Origin of the sequence: Bacillus thuringiensis, from assembly GCF_001182785.1 — a bacterium.
In the GTDB taxonomy this organism is placed as follows: Bacteria; Bacillota; Bacilli; order Bacillales; family Bacillaceae_G; genus Bacillus_A; species Bacillus_A thuringiensis_S.
The window spans coordinates 1,474,772-1,492,689 of the sequence record NZ_CP012099.1; the positions used below are offsets into that span (position 1 = coordinate 1,474,772).

Consider the following 17,918-nt stretch of genomic DNA (forward strand, 5'->3'; position numbering starts at 1 on the left):
TTTTCTTCTTTTTTGAGAAAAACATGACAAAGTAGCGGTTGATTTTGTAAAATGATGTCGAGGACATTATATACTGTTCAAAAAAAATACATAGTTTTGGAAAAAAATCGAACAAAATTTATTATTCTTGTGAAGCATAATATGGGAAGTGAAACATTTAGAAGATTGCTTAAATAAACGAGAATAGCGCAACATAATAGTAAAGAAGGGTAGGTGTGAACCGCTGAGGTGAGAGTACGCAGCGGGTAGAGATGGAAAATGAATCAAGAATTTTAATTGTAGATGATGAGGATCGTATTCGTCGTTTATTGAAAATGTACTTAGAAAGAGAACAATACACAATTGAAGAAGCAGATAATGGTGATACAGCTTTAGAAATGGCGTTGCAAAATGATTACGATTTAATCTTATTAGATCTTATGATGCCTGGTAAAGATGGCATTGAAGTATGTAGAGGGGTTCGTGAGAAGAAAGCGACACCAATTATTATGCTGACAGCAAAAGGTGAAGAAGTAAATAGAGTACAAGGATTTGAAGTTGGAACAGATGATTATATTGTAAAGCCATTTAGTCCACGTGAGGTCGTGCTACGTGTGAAAGCGGTATTACGTCGTGCTGTACCAACAACATTTTTTACACAAGATACAACAACAAAAGATGTTACTGTATTCCCGCACTTAACAATTGATAATGATGCACACCGTGTTACTGCAGATGGTAATGAAGTAAACTTAACGCCGAAAGAATATGAGTTACTATTATTTTTAGCGAAAGCTCCTGATAAAGTATTCGATCGTGAGCAACTGTTAAAAGAAGTATGGCAATATGAATTCTTCGGAGATTTACGTACAGTTGATACACATGTAAAGCGTTTACGTGAGAAGTTAAGCAAAAAATCACCAGATGCAGCGAAAATGATTGTTACTGTTTGGGGTGTAGGTTACAAATTCGAGGTTGTGAACGACTGATGCTTTGGAGAAGTGTAGTAGGGAAGTTATGGATGACCATATTACTTCTCGTTTCGTTTGTTCTTGGATTTGTTGCGATTTTACTTTCACAGTTTTTTAGAACGTATTATGTTGATATGAGTGAAGCTAGGCTTCAAAAAGTCGCAACAAGTGTTTCGGAGTTAATTGAAGAAGGTGCCGATGTAAAAACGATTGAGAATATCGCGTACAAATTCTCTGATCCACTTTCAAGGATTATTATTGTAGAAGATGGTAAGGAAATCTCTTCTTCACCGAAACAAGAAGGGTTAGTCACCCTTACAATGGATGATTTAAAAGAAGATAAAGAATTAGCTGCTGTTTTTACGGACAAAAAAGAAATTAAAAATAACGTTAGAAAAGCGTCTAATAGTAGGAAGAATAAAAACACCGAAAATGATATTATGATCGTAGGAAAACCAGTGCAATCAAAAAATCAAAGTGCAGTGTTCGTATATGAATCTTTACAAGTACCGATACAAGGTATGGAAAGAACGACTGATTTTATTTTCTTATCGGCTGGAATTGCGATTATATTAACAACTTTCTTTGCGTTCTTCTTATCTACTCGGATTACAGCGCCGCTTCGTAAAATGCGTGAGGTTGCTTTTGAAGTGTCACGTGGTAAGTTTGATGCAAAGGCTCCTATGGTATCTCAGGATGAGATTGGTGAGCTTGCAACGGCCTTAAATCAAATGGGAAAACAGTTGAAGTTCAATATGAACGCCTTGCAACAAGAAAAAGAGCAGTTAGCAAGTATTTTGAGTAGTATGGCAGATGGGGTTATTACGTTAAATCAAGAAGGTGAAGTTGTAGTAATCAATCCGCCGGCCGAACATTTCTTACAAGTTTGGCAAGAAGAAAAAGAGATAGAGCTAAGTAAAAAACTACCTTCTGAACTTGTGGAACTATTCCATCTCGTTGTAGAAAGCGAACAACAACAAGTTGTTGAAATTAATTTACAAAAAGGGAACTATGTAGTTCTTATGACGCCGCTTTACAATCAAACGAAAATTCGTGGAGCTGTAGCAGTACTGCGAGATATGACGGAAGAACGTCGTCTTGAAAAGATGCGTCAAGACTTTATTGCGAATGTATCGCATGAACTTCGTACACCAATGGTAATGCTACAAGGGTATAGTGAAGCGATTTTAGATGATATTGTGCAAACGAAAGAGGAAATTGATGAGTTTGTTCAAATTATTTATGATGAATCTGTTCGTTTAGGTAAACTTGTAAATGAATTGTTAGATTTAGCTCGTATGGAAAGCGGTCATGTAGAGTTACATATTGGTGAAGTGGATATACATCCGTTTGTTGAAAAAATTGGTCGTAAATTCCAAGGGATTGCAAAGGATAAAGAAGTTGAACTAACAGTTGATTTCCGAAATCCGATCGAAGAATATGCGTTTGATGCAGATCGGATGGAACAAGTGTTGACGAACTTGATTGATAACGCAATTCGTCATACGAATGCGGGTGGACATGTAACGCTTGTAATTGATACGAAAAATAATGACCTCATTTTTGAAGTGCAAGATTCGGGTGCAGGCATTCCAGAAGAGGATATTCCATTTTTATTTGATCGTTTCTATAAAGCTGATAAAGCAAGAACACGTGGGAAAAAGGGTGGAACAGGACTCGGGCTTGCGATTGCGAAAAACATTGTTCAAGGTCATGATGGTAAAATTTCTGTTTCAAGTATTGTTGGAGAAGGAACTACATTCTCTGTATATTTACCGAATCGTATAATTTAGATATACGTTTTTAAAGTTGATAATGAATAAAGTTCTGCTGTTTTTTATTTTTTTGTAAACTCAATTAAATAAAGAATGGTAGAACTTTTTTCTATCTTGGTCGAATTAAGAATAACGAGAGAGGTGCTGTGAAGAAATGAAATTATATACAAAAACAGGAGATAAAGGAACGACAAGTGTAATAGGTGGCAGGGTGGATAAAGATGATATCCGTGTGGAAGCTTATGGAACAATAGACGAGGCAAATTCTCATATTGGATATGCAATGACTAAGCTTCAAGGCGGGGCTTTTAGAGATATTTACAATGAGCTCGAAAATATTCAACATGAACTATTTGATTGCGGAGGAGACTTGGCAATAGTGGAACAAAAAATTCCTTATAAAGTGACAATTGAGATGGTTGGTAGCTTAGAAAGAAAGATTGATTTGTATATAGAAGAAGCCCCGGCATTAGAGCGCTTTATTTTGCCAGGTGGTAGCGAGGCGGCGGCTACTATTCATATTGCACGTACCGTTGTAAGAAGAGCAGAACGCTCTATAGTATCATTGCAAAAAGAAGTGAATATAAATGAAGTTGTCTTAAAGTATGTAAATAGATTATCTGATTATTTGTTTGCGATAGCTAGAGTAATAAATGCCCGATTACAAGTGAAAGATGTGGAGTATAACCGTAGTGCATTAGTTTTTCGTGACAAGAAAGAGAAGGAAGTGAAGTAATTCACTTTCTTTTTTTTGTATACTTTTTTCTGTAATATACCAAAATAGAGAAGGTATGGTGTTAACTAGAAAACGGAGGATGTATATGAAAGTTTTAAAATGCGGCGTCATGTTATTGAGTATACTGTTTGTATCTCAATTACATGTTTACGCAGAAGAAAATCGATGGACATGGCCTGTTGAAGGTCAGATAAGTGATTATTTTGGGACAAGGCATGGAAAACACTATGGTATTGATGTAGCTGCGCCGATTGGAACGCCTGTGGCAGCTATCCAAGATGGTAAGGTAACGAAGTCTTATTATTCAAGTAGTTATGGAAATGTTGTATTTATTAAACACGGAGAATATGAGGCTGTATATGCACATTTAAATAAGAGATATGTGGATCAAGGAGATTATATTTCAAAAGGAGAAAAAATTGGAGAAGTAGGGAACACGGGAGAGTCGCGAGGTGCACACTTACATCTAGAACTTCATCAAGGAAGATGGACGATGGCGAAAAAGAATGCGATGAACCCATTGCTTGTTTTAAGTGAACAAAGAAATGAAGTTGTTTCTTCATCATTATATGTCGTACAAAAAGGGGATACTTTAGTTAGTATTGCACGGAAATTTAGTATGACACTTAAGGAAATTAAAGAAAAAAATGGATTGCAGCAAGAGCTAATTTATCCTAATCAACAATTATATGTTAAGTGAAGGCAACGTCTCAAAATTTAAACTTTGAATATTCTTAAATAAGGTTCAATGTAAATGAAATTATATGGGCGCTTCTGCTAGAAGTATTGAGTGAATTAGAGTATCTATATCTAAAAGAAAACCGTCCCAAAATTTATTTTGGGACGGTTTCTTTTACCAAAAAATAAAGACACATATAAATCCAGAAATAGCTAAATAGCTATATAAGTAAAAAACTTTTGTTCTTGTTTTCTCTTTTGTTCGAAACAGTACGATAGTCGGTTCAATTAAACCGATTGTCAAACAAAGTAGGCCAAGAAGCATACAACCAATTGAAATAGAATACAGGGCGATTTGTGGTGCTTGAAATGGAATCATCCATTTTAATAAAAATGCAATAAGTGCAGTGTAACAAATGCTACCGATGTATTTATTCAGTGGTGTATTAGAACGAAAACCGGGAAGTTTTTTTAAGAAAGAGCGGGAAACAACTTCTGTTTGTAAAGATGTATGCTCTTCAATAATTTTTTGAGCTTCTTTTCCTTTTTGAAAAAGAGATAAGATCCAATTTCGCTCACCCTGAAAAATAAATTGAGAAGTTGTCAAATAGTGATCAATCTTCACTTTATTCCAACTCTTCCACGGATGACGCTCACACAATTTTAATTTACTTTCTGTTTTTTTATCATACTGATAAATACTGATGCCATCTTCATCGAAAGTAGCATAGTATGTCTCGTTTGAGAATGTACCTAAATCAATTGGGCAGTAGAAAAGTAATTCTTTTTTTAAATAAAAGTATTCTTTTCTTAAATTTTTTTTCATCGCTTCTCGAATAGAATGTCTCTTTTCTTTTTTCATGACATTTCCTCCATAACTCAGAAAATGTTCTTATCTTAACAATTCAATATCTTATCACTTTTAATTATATATGACTAGGGAATTCAAAAGAGAAATGCCGAATAATAAAAAATATGGATTGTATTGTAAAATATCTCGCAATTTATTTGTTGTTACGAAAAATAAATAACTAATTATAAATAAGTTACAATTTTTTAGTTCACAATGTTATGAGGTTGTTGTATAATGAAGGGGAAAATAGAATATCGGTCTATCTTCGGGGCAGGGTGAAAATCCCGACCGGCGGTGATGAACTATTTATGATTTTGTTCTAAGCCCGCGAGCCGTTAAGGCAGGATTTGGTGTGATTCCAAAGCCGACAGTATAGTCTGGATGGGAGAAGATGGAGGTTCAAGCGTTCAAAAAAGATATGGATTTGAACGTCTGTTTGATGTGCCTTAAATTCTCCCTTTGTGTAAAACACAAAGGGTTTTTTCGTTCTATGAAAAAATAGGCATAGCAGAACCTTTCCACTTTCCATGAGATGATCGATGGAAAAGGAGAGAGAAAGATGAAACAAAAAAACAGTGTAGTGCAGATGGTGAGTGTAGCGATGCTAAGTAGTATTGCATATTTACTAATGATGTTGGATTTCCCGTTCCCAGGGCTTCCGCCATTTTTGAAAATTGATTTTAGTGATGTACCAGCTCTAATTGCAGCAATTATCTTTGGACCAGTAGCAGGAGTGATTGTAGAGGCGATAAAGAACATTTTACATTACGGGATTCAAGGAAGTTTAACGGGAGTACCAGTTGGAGAAATTGCAAACTTTATTGCAGGATGTTTATTTATTGGACCAGCAGCTTTCTTATTTAGAAAGTATCGTACTGTAAAGAGTTTAACGACAGGATTAATGCTAGGGACAATTACAATGGCACTTATTATGAGTGTATTAAACTACATCATCATATTCCCGGCTTACACTTGGTTTTTAAATTCACCGGCTATGTCTAGCGAAGCTATAAGAACAACGGTTGTAACGGCAATCTTACCATTTAATTTAATTAAAGGAATTGTTGTAACAATTGTATTTGTAGCATTATTTTCACGCCTGAAAGTATGGGTGTTTGCAAAAATGAAAAATGCATAATAAATATTAAAACCATTAGTAGTGTGGAACTACTAATGGTTTTTTATTAAGGAAAATAAAATTCAGATACAAAAAATGCCCCTCATCAATATGAGGGGCATTTTTTGAAGTTAATAAAAGACTATTCGAATTTTAAAGCGTCTCCGTCGAATGATTCGTCAGCAACTTTAATTGAGTCAGTTGGACAGCCTTCGAATGCATCCATCATATCTTCAATTAATACATCTGGAATTTCAACGATACCTTGGTTATCGTCTAATGTTACAAATGCAATACCTTCATCATCATAGTCATAAATGTCTGGTGCAGCAGCGCCACAAGCACCACATGCAATACAAGTATCTTTATCAACGATTGTATATTTTGCCATCTTTTTTCCCTCCTGATAATATGTATGTGAAAAGCTCGCCATAAAAATTATAACCTTATTGTAAAACGGTTTGTGAAACTTTTCAACATAAAATTATAATGATAATGCTTATCAATTAGAGTGTCAACTTATTTTTGAATTATGTCATAAGATTTTCAAAATACGTAAATGTGATTTCGTTTGATACAATAGAATATATACAAGTATATAGTTCTTATATGATAAGTTTAATGAGCGACAGTAGATAGTGTAATTGTACTGAAAAGAATGAAGTTAAGATTGGAAGGTGGAAGCGGTCATGCAAATACAATATACTTTGTTGCATTGTTTAAAACAATTGAATGGTGAAAGAACCGTTTCTTCTATTTATTATTTACTAAAGGGCAAACGTTCTTCGCAAACTTTGCAAGATGGAAATATGTTCCGGATTTCTTTTTTATTCGGAATATATAAATCATTAAATAGAAATGACTATGATGGTGAAGTTGTAAAGTTGTTGCAAGCGGATTTTATTCAAGAAATACATGAAAATACATATGTGTTAACACCTACGGGTAAAATGCAGTTACATAAATGGGAGGAAGTTTATGCTTTTCCAGCGCATTTGCATGGTTTACATTATGGTGAATTAGGTGAAACATTTTGGAAAAGATTATCATTGATTATTCAAACCATATCAAATTTACAACAGAATAATACGAAGTTTATCCCAATTCAACAAGATACAGAAATAATGATGTGGGTAAAACGTTTTCTAACAGGAAGGCCATATAAGAGAAGTGAGTTGGCGAGGAAACTATGGACGGAAGTACATAATCTTTTGGAAAAGAGTAATGCGATAGAAGCGACGATTGTAACATATCGACTAACGGGCTATGAACGTATTGGTTGTACATTGCAACAATTAGCAGAAATTACGAAACAAGATATATTTAGGGTGTATTTTTTATTTTGGGGTACAATGCATTTCTTTATACAAGAAGTACGTGATAAAGAAAATGAATTTCCACTATTAGCTGAAATTATATCTTATCCAAATGAGAGAGCTGAATTATTTAGTTTATCCACGAAAAAAACATATAATTTTTGGAGACAAGGGCGTTCTTTAGAAGAAATAGCAACGATTCGGAATTTAAAGGTTGCAACGATAGAAGATCATTTTGTTGAAATTGCTTTGCGAGAAAAAGATTTTTCTATTGAAATGTTTATGGAAAAAGAAAAGATAGACAAAGTAATAAAAGTAATTGAAGCATTACAAACGCGGAAGTTACGTGTTTTGAAACAAGAGGTTGGAGAAGATATCTCTTATTTTGAAGTTCGTCTTGTATTAGCGCGGATGGAGGGTGTAAATGAAACTTGAAGAATATTTATATAAGTGGTTTGGATATTCTGAATTTCGTCCAGGTCAAAAAGGAGTTATTACAGATTTATTAGAAGGAAAAGATGTGATAGCAATGCTTCCGACTGGAAGAGGGAAATCTATATGCTATCAGTTTCCGGGGCTTATGCGAGAAGGAACAGTGCTTGTTGTATCACCGTTATTATCTTTAATGGAAGATCAAGTGACACAATTAAAGTATGTTGTGAAAAACCGAGTGATAGCATTTAATAGTTTTCGGACATTAAATGAAAAAAGAGAAGCGATGAAAAAATTATCTTCATATAAATTTATTTTTGTTTCACCAGAGATGTTACAGTCGGAGTTATTAATTAGGGAATTGAAGAAAATTCATATTTCATTATTTGTTGTTGATGAGGCTCATTGTATTTCTCAATGGGGTTATGATTTTAGACCGGACTATAAGAAACTAAATGTAGTTATTGAAAATATTGGTTCTCCTACAGTATTAGCATTGACAGCCACAGCGACAAAAGGGGTACTGCAAGATATCGCAGACAGTTTAAATTTAAAGGGTGCCGCGGAACATGTATACTCTATTGATCGTCCTAATATTGCAATGGAGGTGCAATTTGTAGAGACGATAGAAGAAAAGAAAGAGGCGCTTTTGGAGCAGGTGATGTATTTACAAGGGCCGGGGATTGTATATTGTTCAAGTAGAGCGTGGACAGAAAGGTTAACGGAATACTTGAGAGGAAAAGGTGTTACTGGTGTAGCTTTTTATCATGGTGGTATGGAACATGAAGAGCGTATGTTAATTCAACAACAGTTTATGAATGATCAATTGCAGCTTGTAATATGTACAAGTGCATTTGGTATGGGGGTAAATAAGGCGAATACGCAATATATTATTCATTTTCATTATCCAACTAATATAGCTTCTTACTTACAAGAAATCGGAAGAGCTGGAAGAGATGGCGAACCGAGTATAGCTATTTTATTGTGTAGTCCGTTGGATCATGATTTACCAATTTCAATCATTGAGGATGAATTGCCAAGTAAGTTGCAAATACAATTTTTATTTTCTTTACTACAAGAAAGAATGTTTCAAACGAAAGAATTACCAATAGAAGATGTAGAAGAAATTTGTTATAATGCAGCAAGATTTAATGAGCAATATTGGCGTTTCGTTCGTTATCATCTCGAACAGGTTGGAATTATACAACAACGAAGATTATTATTAGAGGGTTTGTCAGATGAAATTATGAACCGATTAATAGCTGAAGTAGAAATAAGGTTGCGTAATAAATATAGTGAGCTAGAAAATATGAAGTCATGGATACGAGTTAAAGGATGTAGACGTGAATATGTGCTGCAACAGTTCGGTTATAGGAAAGAAAAAGAGTTAAATAATTGCTGTGATTATTGTGGTATTACAAAAGAAGATTATAAAAAAAGACGAGCGCAACAATCGGATTTCGACTATAATTGGGAAACAGAGTTACAAAAGCTTTTCGGCCTAGAAAAGATGGGGGAATGATGAACATTCAAAGGCATAATGTTGAAGATATGAGTCCGCAGGAAATAAGGCTGAATCTATATATAACACAGTTAATTATTATCGGTATTGGCTGTTTACTAGCATATATATTATTTCAAGATGTAAAAGAAGTGTTTAATTTATGGAGATGGGAACCAGTATCTATACTTATTATAGGTGGTTTGTTAGCGATTGGTATTGTGTTATTAGATTATGTTGCAATGCGAGTGTTTCCAGAGTCTTGGTTTGATGATGGTGGTATTAACGATAAGATGTTTCGAGGAATGTCGGTTCTGCATTTACTCATTATTACGTTCGTAATCGGTTTTGCAGAAGAATTTTTATTTAGAGGTGTAGTGCAGACTCATTTTGGAATTGTAATTGCGAGTTTCGTATTTGCAGTGTTACATATTCGTTATATAACAAAGCCATTTTTGTTTTGTTTCGTCTGTTTCATTAGTTTTGTCTTTGGCTATGTATTTGAATGGACAGGGAATTTGTTTATAACAATCTTTGCACACTTTCTTGTTGATTTTATAATGGGACTCCAATTAAGAAAATAAATGGAAGGTGGTGGTGAACAACATGAGGAAACGAATTCCTGATTTTGAAGAGGAATTAGAAGTTGAGCGAGTAGAAGAAAAAGAAAGTTTACCGCCGCGTAGTGAAATTCATAGAAATAAAGAGAAAAAACAAAAGTTTAAAATAAATCATATTTTCGTCCGGGTTTTAACATTTCTATTCATTCTGCTGCCAATTAGTATTTTGTGGTATACGGATAAATATATTCAGGTGAAGGGCGATAGTAATAATGCAGGGAAAAGTGCGTTTGAAGTAATCTTCTTTGATTCAGTTAAATCTGAGTCGCAGAAACAGTCTGAAAAAGCGATAACGCATACTGTGAAAGAGGGAGAAACTTTAGAAAGTATAGCGAAGCAATATTTTTCAGATGAAAATGGGGTTGAAGTAATTAAAAAGTATAATAACTTGCAAGAAGATGAAGTGAGTGCAGGTCAAGAATTAAAAATTCCGATAAAAGATAAGTCCACAAAGCAAGAGAGCTAGCGAATTAGGCGATCACAGTTTGTTATAAAAGCCTAGGGTTATCTTTATGATGAGGGGAGTAAAAAATATGATATGGATTATATTATTCAGTACTCTCATAGGAATGGGGATTTTATTACTTCTTGTGATGTATAAAGAAGCGACGCGTAATACAGTGTTGGAACATACTTTAGTATTTAAAGAATTTCCGAAAAGTTTTCAAAAAGTAAATGTGTTTTTTATTTCTGATATTCATAGAAGAGTCATTTCAAATTTGTTAATTGAACAAGTAAAAGGAAAAGTAGATCTCGTAATTATCGGAGGAGATTTAGCAGAGAAAGGTGTCTCTTTATCAAAAATCTCTGCGAATATTCAAAAGTTAAGAGAGATAGCTCCTGTATATTTTGTGTGGGGAAACAATGATTATGAGATAGAATATCATGAATTAGATGCATTATTATTAGAAAATAACGTAAAAGTTTTAGATAATACAAGAGTAGTATTTGAGTCTGAATTAGGCGAGAAGATTTGTTTGCTCGGTATAGATGATGTTGGATTGCACCGTGATCGTCTAGATTTGGCATTGGCGGATTGTAAAGAAGATGGTTTTCGTATCTTAGTTAGTCACAACCCTGATATAATAAAAAAGATGTCTGGAAGTGAACAGATTTCACTTGTATTAAGTGGACATACGCATGGAGGACAAATCCGATTATTCCCATCTAAAAAATATTTAAAAGGTGGCGTATATAACTATTTGAATACGATTCTCTTTGTTAGTAATGGGTACGGAACAACATTGATACCACTTCGTTTCCGAGCACCTGCTCAAACACATATTATTACATTGTGCGGAGGGAAATGATGCCAACTCTTAGTGGGAAATATAATATAAAAGCTGTTTCAAATATAATTGGAGTTCAGCCGAGTACGCTTCGCGCATGGGAAAGACGATATCAAATTATTGCCCCAAAGCGGAATCAAGCTGGGCATCGTTTATATACAGAAGAGCATATTCAAATTTTAAAATGGTTAATGGAAAAAGTTTCTTCCGGTATGATGATTGGACAAGCAGTTCAGTTATTAGAAGAGAATCGTTTGCAGAGTACAGTTCAAAAAGAGATACATTTCGATAAAGAAGTTGTTTTAGTGGACGATTTGCTACAAGCTTTGTTAAAATTTGATGAAATTACAATTGCTGCATTATTAAACGAAGCTTTTAGTATATATTCAACAGAAAAGGTTGTTGCCAATATCGTTCTTCGAGTGACAGACAAATTATTAACGTCAAAAAATAATAATGAGATTTCAATAGTGCAATTTCAATATGCACTATCATTTTTACAAACGCGTCTAGGGATGGTGTATCACAATGCCGCAATGTTTTCTTCTTTACACAAAGTTATTGTGTTAGAAAAGAATGCATTGAAAGGATTTATTTTTTCAACTTATTTACGCTTAAAAGGATATGAGGCGATATATATTAGGACAAGCTTAGCTGAAGATGGTATGTTGTTAGCGGTAGAGGAAATACAGCCGAAATATGTATTTGTATCTTTTGCTGATGAACAAGAAATGAAAAAGACGATGAACTTTATAAATTTATTACAAGAAAAAAGGGAATCTCTTTCTGTTGGATTTATCGGAAAGCTAGGCGTTCTAAACCAGTTGGACATTGAAACAATCTTAATTGGTGATACGAAAGAAGAATGGGATGAATGGTTAAAAATGTCGGAATAGTTGTTCGAAAAGAACCATCTATTTTCTATTTCATATAATAAAAATTAGATGCATTGGTTACGTAGGGAGGGTATGAGATGAGGCTGGAACGATTAAATTACAATAAGATAAAAATTTTTCTAACATTTGATGATTTATCTGAACGAGGATTAACGAAAGAAGATTTATGGAGAAATGCGCCGAAAGTACAGCAATTATTTCGTGATATGATGCAAGAAGCAAATAAGGAATTAGGATTTGAAGCAGATGGTCCGATTGCAGTTGAAGTGTTTTCTCTACAAGCACAAGGGATGGTTGTAATTGTAACGAAAGAAAATCAAGAAATGGATACAGATGATGAGTTCCGTGACGAGTTTATTGAAATGCAAGTGACTCTAGATGAAAGTGAACATATATTATATGAGTTTGCTACGCTAGATGACGTCATTAACCTGTCGAATCGCTTATATAACCTTGGTGTAACTGGCGGAAAGCTATATACGTGGGATGAGCGCTTCTATCTTTGGGTGGAAGAAGAAGAACAAATTCAATTGTTAAAGGCGGATTTTATAGCTATTTTAGCGGAATACGGCAATCCGTCTACAGCAACCATTTATCGCATCATGGAGTACGGTAAAGAATTAATGGATTTTAACGCGATAGAACAAATACACAATTACTTTGTGAAAAAACAAAACCTCAGCTAATACAACATAGCTGAGGTTTTGTTTTTATTTGGATAAGGGAAGGTATGATCGTAAATACTCGAACATACTTTTTGAAAATAAAATATGTAGTTTTATGGGAGTGTGACTGAGGAAAATAAAAAATATTTAAATATTTAAGTATTTTACTTTTCTAAAAGTAATAAAAGGACTATAATAATAGTGAAAACGCTTGCAACAGAAAATAGTTTGTATATATTTGTTAGCGTTTTCTATTGCATTCCAAATTTAAGGGTGTATACTAGGCAATGAAGGTTTACTAAACAAGTGAAATTACAGGGGGTTTACTTACTATGGTAGCCGAAAAGGGAACTCAAACAAAAACACAACAACAAAGGGAACAACATTTTGAACTATTGAATTCAACACAAATTGTTATTAGTGAAGCGTTAGAAAAATTGGGTTATCCAAACGAAGTATATGAATTATTAAAAGAACCAATTCGTATGATGACAGTGAAAATACCAGTTCGTATGGATGACGGGACTGTTAAAATATTTACAGGGTATCGTGCACAACATAATGATGCTGTTGGTCCAACGAAAGGTGGAATTCGCTTCCATCCGAATGTAACAGAAAATGAAGTGAAAGCACTTTCAATCTGGATGAGTTTAAAATGTGGTATTGTTGATTTACCATATGGTGGAGGTAAGGGTGGAATTATCTGTGATCCACGTGAAATGTCATTCCGTGAGTTAGAAAGATTAAGCCGCGGTTATGTACGAGCAATTAGCCAAATCGTAGGTCCGACGAAAGATATTCCAGCTCCAGATGTATTCACAAACTCTCAAATTATGGCATGGATGATGGATGAGTATAGCCGTATTGATGAATTTAATTCACCAGGATTTATTACAGGTAAACCGCTTGTATTAGGTGGATCACATGGACGTGAAACAGCAACAGCGAAAGGTGTAACAATTTGTATTCGCGAAGCTGCGAAAAAACGTGGCATTGATATTAAGGGTGCACGCGTTGTTGTTCAAGGGTTCGGTAATGCTGGTAGCTTCTTAGCTAAATTTATGCATGATGCAGGTGCGAAAGTTATTGCAATCTCAGATGCTTACGGCGCGTTACATGATCCAAACGGATTAGATATTGATTATTTATTAGACCGTCGTGATAGCTTCGGTACAGTAACAAAGCTATTTAACAATACAATTTCAAACAAAGAATTGTTAGAACTTGATTGCGATATTTTAGTTCCAGCTGCAATTGAGAACCAAATTACAGAAGAAAATGCTAATGATATTAAAGCGAAAATAGTTGTTGAAGCTGCAAATGGTCCAACAACATTAGAAGCGACTAAAATTTTAACAGATCGCGGAATTTTACTTGTTCCAGACGTGTTAGCAAGTGCTGGTGGTGTAACGGTATCTTACTTTGAGTGGGTACAAAATAACCAAGGTTACTACTGGACTGAAGAAGAGGTAGAACAACGTTTAGAAAAAGTAATGGTAAAATCATTTGATTCTATTTATGAAACAGCACAAGTTCGTAAAGTGAACATGCGCTTAGCGGCGTACATGATTGGTGTTCGTAAAATGGCTGAAGCAAGCCGCTTCAGAGGTTGGGTATAAAATATTATATCTTGAGAAAACGTGATTTCCTTTCGAGGGAATCACGTTTTTTTGTTGAAGTATTAAATGAGGTGTTGTATATGGAGAATGAAATGCTGGAACGAGTAGAACAATTAGAAGAAAAGGTTAAGAGGTTAGAGGGAGAACTTGCAAGGACGGTGAAAGCTCGAAAAATAAGTACTGTTCGGATGTTCGGGGAAGGGCTACTGTTTTTGATATTTGGTGTGGTTGTAGTAGGGCCGATTATTGCCTTTGTAATCTCAATTTTTACTTGGATTGCTGAAAAATAAAACAAAAACAAAAAGAACACTTGTTCCGTTCGAACAAACGTGCTATACTCTCCTTAGATAAACAAAACGGAAATGATTTTAAGGAGAGATAAATGATGAAAATGACAGTAGACCAAAGATTTATGATGCCAGCAGATGTTGTAGAGCGAGTGGAAGTATTACGAAACAAACAAAGCAAGCGTGGCACATTATTACAATCGGTAAACAAATTTTTCGGCTTAGATACGAAAGAAGATTGTGTTTGGTTTTACGGTTTTTATGGAGTGGCTGTAAGTATCTTGTTGTTTATGGTGTTCACTTCAAATATTTTCGATTTTCTCTTCGCGTAAGAAATATGCGATAAGGACATTGCTACCGAATACATATATAAGGAAGTAAGGTAATCTTCTAGAGCGGGAGTTGGTAGCAATGGCGATGTTTCCTATAGAGCGCAACTATATTGGATATGGAAGTTCACGACCGGGGATTCCTCTAACTAAAGTGAGATTTATTGTAAGCCATGATACGGGGAATCCTGGAAGCAATGCGATAGGAAATCGAGATTACTTTAATGAATTACAACCGAAAGCTTCGGCGCATACATTTATAGATGATAAAACAATATTGGAGATTATTCCTATAAATGAAGTTGCGTATCATGTTCGATATGGTGTGCCGACGGATAATGACTTATACGGCTATGACGCGAATAAGGCGGCCATTGGAGTGGAACTTTGTTATGGCGGTGATGTTAACTTTTGGGAAGCATATAATCGTTTTACATGGTATCATGCGTATTTATGCCAAAACTTTGGCTTAAATCCGAAAAAAGATATCGTGTCACATAAAACGCTTGATCCGGCTAGAAAGATTGATCCTGAGAATGTATTAGGGAAACAAGGTATTAAATTTCAGCAGTTTTTAGCAGATGTCTATCGGATGTACGTTTCGTTTAGATGACAAATATATGAAAAATGAATACAATAAAGATAGGTGCCTACTGCTGTAAGTAGGTTTTTTCTTGTTTTTATAAATAGTGTATTGGTAGAAGACTAGGAGTGGACGAGTATGCAGAAAGAAACAGTTATTATAATCGGAGGCGGTCCGTGCGGATTAGCGGCAGCGATTTCGTTGCAAAAGGTAGGGATAAATCCATTAGTAATTGAAAAAGGAAACATTGTAAATGCCATTTATAATTATCCAACTCATCAAACATTTTTCTCTTCTAGTGAAAAATTAGAAATTGGTGATGTAGCTTTTATTACAGAAAATCGTAAGCCAGTTCGAAATCAAGCGCTTGCGTATTATCGTGAAGTAGTAAAACGTAAATCTGTACGTGTAAATGCTTTTGAGCGAGTGGAGAAAGTTCAAAAAGATGGAGAAGTTTTTCAGGTTAAGACGACAAAGCGTGACGGAAGTAAAGAAATATATATAGCGAAATATATTGTTGTAGCAACTGGATATTATGATAATCCAAATTATATGAATGTTCCAGGTGAGGAATTGAAGAAAGTAGCTCACTATTTTAAAGAGGGGCACCCTTATTTTGATCGAGATGTAGTAGTTATAGGTGGGAAAAACTCGAGTGTAGATGCCGCGTTAGAACTTGTTAAAGCTGGTGCGCGTGTAACGGTACTGTATCGTGGAAGTGAGTATTCACCAAGCATAAAGCCTTGGATTTTGCCGGAATTTGAGGCGTTAGTACGAAACGATACAATTCAAATGCATTTCGGGGCTCATGTGAAAGAAATTACTGAGCATACATTAACATTTATAGTTGATGGTGAAGCTTTTACAATCCAAAATGATTTTGTATTTGCGATGACTGGTTATCATCCTGACCATAGCTTCTTAACAAAGATGGGTGTTCAGATTGATGAAGAAACAGGACGTCCGATTTATACAGAGGATAGAATGGAAACGAATGCTGAAAATATTTTCATTGCAGGTGTCATAGCTGCTGGAAATAATGCAAATGAAATATTTATCGAGAACGGTAGATTTCATGGAGATGCGATTGCACAAACTATTGCATCAAGAGAAAAATAAAAAGGAGCTGTCGGGAAAACCTCGACAGCTCCTTTTTATTCGTGCATAAACATATTTTGAATGGATTCATGAGAATTTGTATTCTCTAATGCGACAAGTAATTTAATGCGTGCTTTTTGTGCATTTAAGCCGTATGTGAATACAATGCCCATATCTTTTAAATGTTTACCGCCACCTTCATACGAATATACGTCTTGAACGATACCGTTGAAACAGCGAGAAACTAATACGACAGGAATACCTTTATTTAATAATCGTTCTAGACTAGGAAGTGTTCTTGGAGGTAGATTACCTTGTCCAAGCGCTTCGATAACAATACCGTCTACAGGAAGATTTTCGATTGCTGCTAATAATGTATCATCCATGCCGGCATATGCTTTTAGAACAACTACATTTTTAGACACTTTGTTTATCGTATATGTTTCGTGATGTACTAAAGCGTGATGGAAGACAACACCGCGTTTTGTTACCATTCCAATTGGTCCATATTGTGGGCTTTGGAATGTTGCGACATTACTTGTATGTGTTTTCGTTACATTTGTAGCGCAATGAATTTCGTCGTTTAATACGACTAAAACACCTTTTCCTGCAGCTTCATCACAACTAGCAACTTTTACAGCTGATAAGAAGTTATATAGACCATCAGCACCTAACTCATTGCTAGAGCGCATTGCACCTGTCACAACGATCGGAATAGTTGCTTGTACTGTTAAATCTAAGAAATAGGCTGTTTCTTCTAATGTATCCGTGCCATGCGTAATGACTACGCCATGAATATTGTCTTGTTTTACTCTTTCATCAATGATGACTTGTAATTGTAACATTTCGCTCGGTGTCATATGAGGAGATGGTAGATGGAACACATCTTCAACGATTAAATCAACATCGCCTTCTAAATCAGGAATGAATTTTAAAAGAGGATTTTTTTCACCTGGTTGTACGACCCCAGTTTCTTTATCTTCCTCCATTGCAATTGTTCCACCTGTGTGTAAAACTAGGATTCTTTTCAATGCTTATACCCCTTTCAAGTAAAAAAATACATTTAGAACATAACATGTTTTGAGTAAATTCGACAATGGAAATGTATAAAAGTATGCCTCGAAAATGACAATAAAATTAACTGCTATATGTACGATGTATAAAATCGTGAAAC

Annotated in this window: 20 protein-coding genes and 1 riboswitch; of the genes, 17 read left to right on the top strand and 3 right to left on the bottom strand. The window is 34.8% G+C overall.

From position 1 onward, the window contains the following. Positions 1 to 251: 251 nt before the first annotated feature. The 4 genes from resD to AC241_RS07805 all read left to right on the top strand — a co-directional run bounded on the left by resD (position 252) and on the right by AC241_RS07805 (position 4,161). Positions 252 to 968, top strand: a complete 717-nt coding sequence (gene resD, locus AC241_RS07790; RefSeq protein ID WP_016082284.1) for a DNA-binding response regulator ResD — start codon at positions 252 to 254, stop codon at positions 966 to 968. Then, positions 968 to 2,743, top strand: a complete 1,776-nt coding sequence (gene resE / locus AC241_RS07795; protein ID WP_080990754.1) for a sensor histidine kinase ResE — start codon at positions 968 to 970, stop codon at positions 2,741 to 2,743. Before resD ends, resE begins: the two co-directional genes overlap by 1 nt. 136 nt (positions 2,744 to 2,879) lie before the next feature. Continuing rightward, positions 2,880 to 3,461 (top strand): cob(I)yrinic acid a,c-diamide adenosyltransferase, encoded by a 582-nt coding sequence (locus tag AC241_RS07800; protein ID WP_016082282.1) that lies wholly within the window; start codon positions 2,880 to 2,882, stop codon positions 3,459 to 3,461. Between the two features lie 85 nt (positions 3,462 to 3,546). Then, positions 3,547 to 4,161 (top strand): peptidoglycan DD-metalloendopeptidase family protein, encoded by a 615-nt coding sequence (locus AC241_RS07805; RefSeq protein ID WP_016082281.1) that lies wholly within the window; start codon positions 3,547 to 3,549, stop codon positions 4,159 to 4,161. Between the two features lie 153 nt (positions 4,162 to 4,314). Here the strand turns inward: AC241_RS07805 and AC241_RS07810 are convergent, their stop codons facing one another. After that, a complete protein-coding gene (locus AC241_RS07810; RefSeq protein WP_000711797.1) occupies positions 4,315 to 5,001 on the bottom strand; it encodes a hypothetical protein in 687 nt (228 codons plus the stop codon). 248 nt (positions 5,002 to 5,249) lie between these two features. Beyond that, a riboswitch (FMN riboswitch) is annotated at positions 5,250 to 5,389 on the top strand. Positions 5,390 to 5,551: 162 nt separating this feature from the next. Here AC241_RS07810 and AC241_RS07815 point away from each other — a divergent pair. Next, the gene (locus tag AC241_RS07815; RefSeq protein WP_000810856.1) at positions 5,552 to 6,130 is read left to right on the top strand and encodes an ECF transporter S component; all 579 of its coding nucleotides are present in this window, start codon (positions 5,552 to 5,554) and stop codon (positions 6,128 to 6,130) included. Positions 6,131 to 6,251: 121 nt separating this feature from the next. Here AC241_RS07815 and AC241_RS07820 read toward each other — a convergent pair whose 3' ends face one another. Next, complete coding sequence (locus AC241_RS07820) at positions 6,252 to 6,500, bottom strand: ferredoxin (RefSeq protein ID WP_001151993.1); 249 nt, start codon at positions 6,498 to 6,500, stop codon at positions 6,252 to 6,254. Between the two features lie 298 nt (positions 6,501 to 6,798). On the opposite strand from AC241_RS07820, the gene AC241_RS07825 reads away from it, so the two are divergent. The 12 genes from AC241_RS07825 to AC241_RS07880 all read left to right on the top strand — a co-directional run bounded on the left by AC241_RS07825 (position 6,799) and on the right by AC241_RS07880 (position 16,765). Next, a complete protein-coding gene (locus tag AC241_RS07825) occupies positions 6,799 to 7,860 on the top strand; it encodes a YpbB family protein (RefSeq protein ID WP_050843067.1) in 1,062 nt (353 codons plus the stop codon). Continuing rightward, positions 7,850 to 9,379 carry an ATP-dependent DNA helicase RecQ gene (gene recQ / locus AC241_RS07830; protein WP_050843069.1) on the top strand — a complete coding sequence of 510 codons (1,530 nt, stop codon included), beginning with the start codon at positions 7,850 to 7,852 and terminating at the stop codon, positions 9,377 to 9,379. The genes AC241_RS07825 and recQ overlap by 11 nt, the downstream gene beginning before the upstream one ends. Further along, positions 9,379 to 9,942, top strand: a complete 564-nt coding sequence (locus AC241_RS07835; protein WP_001025783.1) for a CPBP family intramembrane glutamic endopeptidase — start codon at positions 9,379 to 9,381, stop codon at positions 9,940 to 9,942. Before recQ ends, AC241_RS07835 begins: the two co-directional genes overlap by 1 nt. A gap of 22 nt (positions 9,943 to 9,964) precedes the next feature. After that, a complete protein-coding gene (locus tag AC241_RS07840; RefSeq protein WP_016082278.1) occupies positions 9,965 to 10,444 on the top strand; it encodes a LysM peptidoglycan-binding domain-containing protein in 480 nt (159 codons plus the stop codon). A gap of 67 nt (positions 10,445 to 10,511) precedes the next feature. Further along, the gene (locus tag AC241_RS07845; RefSeq protein WP_050843071.1) at positions 10,512 to 11,288 is read left to right on the top strand and encodes a metallophosphoesterase; all 777 of its coding nucleotides are present in this window, start codon (positions 10,512 to 10,514) and stop codon (positions 11,286 to 11,288) included. Further along, positions 11,288 to 12,163: a MerR family transcriptional regulator gene (locus AC241_RS07850; protein WP_016082276.1), complete on the top strand. Its 876-nt coding sequence runs from the start codon at positions 11,288 to 11,290 to the stop codon at positions 12,161 to 12,163. Before AC241_RS07845 ends, AC241_RS07850 begins: the two co-directional genes overlap by 1 nt. Before the next feature lie 77 nt (positions 12,164 to 12,240). Further along, on the top strand, positions 12,241 to 12,849 hold the full coding sequence (locus AC241_RS07855; RefSeq protein WP_016082275.1) for a genetic competence negative regulator: 609 nt from the start codon (positions 12,241 to 12,243) through the stop codon (positions 12,847 to 12,849). A gap of 311 nt (positions 12,850 to 13,160) precedes the next feature. Next, positions 13,161 to 14,447, top strand: a complete 1,287-nt coding sequence (gene gudB, locus AC241_RS07860; protein WP_000225172.1) for an NAD-specific glutamate dehydrogenase — start codon at positions 13,161 to 13,163, stop codon at positions 14,445 to 14,447. Positions 14,448 to 14,527: 80 nt separating this feature from the next. Further along, positions 14,528 to 14,737, top strand: coding sequence for a hypothetical protein (locus tag AC241_RS07865; protein ID WP_016082274.1), 210 nt, complete (start codon positions 14,528 to 14,530; stop codon positions 14,735 to 14,737). 92 nt (positions 14,738 to 14,829) lie between these two features. Further along, positions 14,830 to 15,066: a DUF3961 domain-containing protein gene (locus tag AC241_RS07870; protein ID WP_001983018.1), complete on the top strand. Its 237-nt coding sequence runs from the start codon at positions 14,830 to 14,832 to the stop codon at positions 15,064 to 15,066. 79 nt (positions 15,067 to 15,145) lie between these two features. Further along, positions 15,146 to 15,676: a peptidoglycan recognition protein family protein gene (locus AC241_RS07875; protein WP_001240655.1), complete on the top strand. Its 531-nt coding sequence runs from the start codon at positions 15,146 to 15,148 to the stop codon at positions 15,674 to 15,676. Positions 15,677 to 15,784: 108 nt separating this feature from the next. Beyond that, the gene (locus tag AC241_RS07880) at positions 15,785 to 16,765 is read left to right on the top strand and encodes a YpdA family putative bacillithiol disulfide reductase (protein ID WP_029441849.1); all 981 of its coding nucleotides are present in this window, start codon (positions 15,785 to 15,787) and stop codon (positions 16,763 to 16,765) included. 35 nt (positions 16,766 to 16,800) lie between these two features. On the opposite strand, the gene ansA is transcribed toward AC241_RS07880, so the two are convergent. Beyond that, positions 16,801 to 17,775, bottom strand: a complete 975-nt coding sequence (ansA, locus tag AC241_RS07885) for an asparaginase (protein ID WP_080117234.1) — start codon at positions 17,773 to 17,775, stop codon at positions 16,801 to 16,803. Positions 17,776 to 17,918: the final 143 nt, after the last annotated feature.

Excerpts from the sequence above, each read along its gene's own strand:
- resD (WP_016082284.1), top strand. The coding sequence starts at position 252 with ATGGAAAATGAATCAAGAATTTTAATTGTAGATGATGAGGATCGTATT.
- resE (WP_080990754.1), top strand. The coding sequence starts at position 968 with ATGCTTTGGAGAAGTGTAGTAGGGAAGTTATGGATGACCATATTACTT.
- AC241_RS07800 (WP_016082282.1), top strand. The coding sequence starts at position 2,880 with ATGAAATTATATACAAAAACAGGAGATAAAGGAACGACAAGTGTAATA.
- AC241_RS07805 (WP_016082281.1), top strand. The coding sequence starts at position 3,547 with ATGAAAGTTTTAAAATGCGGCGTCATGTTATTGAGTATACTGTTTGTA.
- AC241_RS07810 (WP_000711797.1), bottom strand. The coding sequence starts at position 5,001 with ATGAAAAAAGAAAAGAGACATTCTATTCGAGAAGCGATGAAAAAAAAT.
- AC241_RS07815 (WP_000810856.1), top strand. The coding sequence starts at position 5,552 with ATGAAACAAAAAAACAGTGTAGTGCAGATGGTGAGTGTAGCGATGCTA.
- AC241_RS07820 (WP_001151993.1), bottom strand. The coding sequence starts at position 6,500 with ATGGCAAAATATACAATCGTTGATAAAGATACTTGTATTGCATGTGGT.
- AC241_RS07825 (WP_050843067.1), top strand. The coding sequence starts at position 6,799 with ATGCAAATACAATATACTTTGTTGCATTGTTTAAAACAATTGAATGGT.
- recQ (WP_050843069.1), top strand. The coding sequence starts at position 7,850 with ATGAAACTTGAAGAATATTTATATAAGTGGTTTGGATATTCTGAATTT.
- AC241_RS07835 (WP_001025783.1), top strand. The coding sequence starts at position 9,379 with ATGAACATTCAAAGGCATAATGTTGAAGATATGAGTCCGCAGGAAATA.
- AC241_RS07840 (WP_016082278.1), top strand. The coding sequence starts at position 9,965 with ATGAGGAAACGAATTCCTGATTTTGAAGAGGAATTAGAAGTTGAGCGA.
- AC241_RS07845 (WP_050843071.1), top strand. The coding sequence starts at position 10,512 with ATGATATGGATTATATTATTCAGTACTCTCATAGGAATGGGGATTTTA.
- AC241_RS07850 (WP_016082276.1), top strand. The coding sequence starts at position 11,288 with ATGCCAACTCTTAGTGGGAAATATAATATAAAAGCTGTTTCAAATATA.
- AC241_RS07855 (WP_016082275.1), top strand. The coding sequence starts at position 12,241 with ATGAGGCTGGAACGATTAAATTACAATAAGATAAAAATTTTTCTAACA.
- gudB (WP_000225172.1), top strand. The coding sequence starts at position 13,161 with ATGGTAGCCGAAAAGGGAACTCAAACAAAAACACAACAACAAAGGGAA.
- AC241_RS07865 (WP_016082274.1), top strand. The coding sequence starts at position 14,528 with ATGGAGAATGAAATGCTGGAACGAGTAGAACAATTAGAAGAAAAGGTT.
- AC241_RS07870 (WP_001983018.1), top strand. The coding sequence starts at position 14,830 with ATGATGAAAATGACAGTAGACCAAAGATTTATGATGCCAGCAGATGTT.
- AC241_RS07875 (WP_001240655.1), top strand. The coding sequence starts at position 15,146 with ATGGCGATGTTTCCTATAGAGCGCAACTATATTGGATATGGAAGTTCA.
- AC241_RS07880 (WP_029441849.1), top strand. The coding sequence starts at position 15,785 with ATGCAGAAAGAAACAGTTATTATAATCGGAGGCGGTCCGTGCGGATTA.